Here is a 3,047-nt window from a genome sequence, read left to right on the forward strand (position 1 = left end):
GCAGCGGCTCGACGGGCACGCCGAGGTCGGTCAGCCAGGCCACCCCGGCCGGGGTGAGCGCCAGGCCGCCGGCCCGGTCGAGCACGCCCCGGTCCAGCAGGGCGTCGTGCAGCAGCACGCCGAGCCGGCCGGCCAGGTGGTCGTAGCAGGTCCGGGCGTACGCGAGGGACGCCTGAGCCGACGCGGCGCGCAGGGTCCGGGGCGGCGCTGCCGGGGCGGGCGCCCGGCCGGCCAGGTCCTCGACGAGCTGGGCCACCGACGGGTCGGCGAGGCGGACATAGCGGTGCCGGCCCTGCCGTTCCTCGGCCAGCAGCCCGCCGCGGACCAGCCGGGTCAGGTGGTCGCTCGCGGTGGAGGGAGCCACGCCGGCGGACCGGGCCAGCTCGCCCGCCGTCCAGGCCCGCCCGTCGAGCAGGGCGAGGCAGAAGCCGGCCCGGGTCGGGTCGGCAAGCAGCGCGGCGAGCCCGGCCAGCGCGCGGCCGTCGGTGCGGGTGGTCATGCCGCAATGCTGGCACGGGAACCGTTCGGTCCCCACCGACCGGTGCGGGCAACCTCTTTACATCGTTGTCTTCAACGTTGTAGAAACGGGGGCACCGCAGTGACCTCCGTCTACCTCCAAGGCAGGCCTGATGGGACACCTCCACCGCGGCGGCGTGCTCGCCGCCGTATTCACTCTGCTGCTGACCACGGCGGCGCCCGCGCCCGCCACCGCGGCCGACCGCTACCACAACCCGGTCTCGGCCGGCTTCGCCGACACCTTCGCCGACCCGGCCGTGGTCCGTGGCGACGACGGCCTCTGGTACGCCTTCGGCACCTCCGACCCACTGCGCGAGGGCGAACGCCAGGCGCACCGGGTGCCGATCGCCCGCTCCGCCGACCTGGTCGACTGGACCTACGTGGGCGACGCCTTCGCCCCGGACCAGCGGCCCTCCTTCGCCGCGCCCGGGGCGGCGTTCTGGGCGCCCGACGTGCGCCGGGTCGCCGGCCGCTGGGTGATGTACGTGACGGTCACCGACACCACCGTCTCCGGCGACACCTTCGACACCGCGATCGGGGCGGCCACCGCGCCCACCCCGGCCGGACCGTGGACGTTCGCCGACACGCCCGTGGTCGCCCCGCGTCCGGGCGGGGGCGGCGGTTACCTCTGGACCATCGACCCCAGCCAGTTCACCGACTCCGACGGCCGGTCCTACCTGTACTACGGCAGCTACTACGGCGGTATCTCGGTCACCGAACTCTCCGCCGACGGGCTGCACGCGGTCGGCGCGCCCACCCTGGTCGCGATCGACAACAAGTTCGAGGGCAGCTACGTGCTGCGCCACGACGGCTGGTACTGGCTGTTCGCCTCGACCGCGAACTGCTGCGCCGGCCCGGCCACCGGCTACTCCGTACAGGTCGGCCGGGCGCGCGACCCGCGCGGCCCGTTCGTGGACCGGGACGGCCAGCGGCTGGACGCCTCCCGGGCCGGCGGCACGCCGGTGCTCACCCAGAACGGCAACCGCTGGATCGGCACCGGGCACAACGCCGTGCTCACCGACCTGTCCGGGCAGGACTGGATCGCGTACCACGCGATCGACCGGGCCGACCCGTACCTGGACGAGCCGTTCGGGATCAACGAGCGGCCGATGCTGCTGGACCGCCTCGACTGGGTGGACGGCTGGCCGACCGTCAACGCGGGCGCCGGCCCCTCCGAGGGGCCCCGGCCCGCACCGGTCACCACCGGCCGGCTCGACGCCCGCTTCGACACCGCCGACCTGCACGGCTGGCGAGGCGACTCGGGCGACTGGCGGGTGACCGGCGGCGTCCTCGCCGGCACCGGCACGCTGACCAGCCGGACCGGGCTCGGCGGGGACGTACGGGCCGAGGCCGACCTGCGGCTGACCGGCGCGGACGCGGCCGGGCTGCGGCTCGGCCCCGCGCAGGTCACGGTCGGCGGCGGCCGGCTGACCGCACGGCAGGGCGGCGCGACGGCGAGCGTGCCGCTGCCCGCCGGACTCGACCTCACCGACCGGCACAACCTGGCCGTGGAGGTACGCGGGCGGCAACTCGTCGCCGAGCTGAGCCCGGCCCGCCTCGGCGACCAGCTCGCCGTGGTGACGCTGACGCTGACCCGGCCGGCGGCCGGCCCGCTCGCGCTGCATGCCGAGGGCGGCCCGGCCGAGTTCGACAACGTCAGCGCGGCCCGGCTGTACCGTCCGGTCCGGCACCCGGTCGCCCCGCCCCGGGTCGGCCCGGTGCTGCCCGGCTGGTCGGACGAGTTCACCGACGGGCTCGACCCGGCCTGGCAGTGGATCCGGCCCAACCCGGCCGCCACGGTGACCGGCGGCGCGCTGCGCTGGCCGGTCGAGTCGACCGACCTGGTCGGCACCGGCAACACGGCCGGGGTGCTGCTGCGCGACGCGCCCACCGGCGACTACGTCGCGGAGACGAAGGTGACCCTCGACCTGGGCGAGGAGAGCGTCCGCAACTACCAGCAGGCCGGCCTCGTGGCGTACGTGGACGACGACCGGTTCGCCCGGCTCGCCCAGGTGGCCATCTGGAACACCCGCCAGGTCGAGTACGGCTACGAGCTGCCCTTCGCCGGCCAGCCCGTCTACGGCGGCAGCATCGTCGGCACCCCGGCCACCACCACCTGGCTGCGGCTGGCCCACCACGTCGACCCGGTCACCGGCGAGCACGAGTTCCGGGCCGGGTCGAGCCGGGACGGAACGCACTGGACGTGGGGGGCCGTGTGGACCTTCCCGGCCGACACCACACCCCGGATCGGCCTGGTCGCGCACGGCGGCGCCAGCCCGGCGGTGACCGCGGAGTTCGACTACCTGCGGTTCCACCGCTGACCCGTGCGACCGGGGCCGTCCGGCCGCGGGCGGCCCCGGTCCGCCGTGGTTGTCCGGGGACGGGCGGCCCCGGTCAGGCGCCGGGGCGCGGGCAGGCAGGCGTCAGCTCGCTGACCGTCCGGGTCTCGCTGTCGTAGCTGCGCGCGGCCACGAACTCCCCGCCCGGCCGCTCGGGCCCGGCGACCGCCCGGGCCCGGCGGCGGTCGGCGT

2 protein-coding genes are annotated in these 3,047 nt (G+C 76.3%); one reads left to right on the forward strand and one right to left on the reverse strand.

Annotated features, from left to right (window positions below; translation table 11 throughout):
* Positions 1-499, reverse strand: a 499-nt coding sequence (locus tag B0E53_RS34870; protein WP_107079768.1) for a helix-turn-helix domain-containing protein, incomplete at its 3' end; no start/stop codon positions are given.
* Positions 500-629: 130 nt separating this feature from the next.
* Between B0E53_RS34870 and B0E53_RS34875 the strand changes: the two genes are divergently transcribed.
* Entirely contained in the window at positions 630-2,837 is a 2,208-nt protein-coding gene (locus B0E53_RS34875) for a family 43 glycosylhydrolase (RefSeq protein WP_107079769.1), read from the forward strand.
* Positions 2,838-3,047 lie beyond the last annotated feature (210 nt).

The sequence above is a fragment of the Micromonospora sp. MH33 genome, assembly GCF_003013775.1.
Classification (GTDB): Bacteria; Actinomycetota; Actinomycetes; order Mycobacteriales; family Micromonosporaceae; genus Micromonospora; species Micromonospora fulviviridis.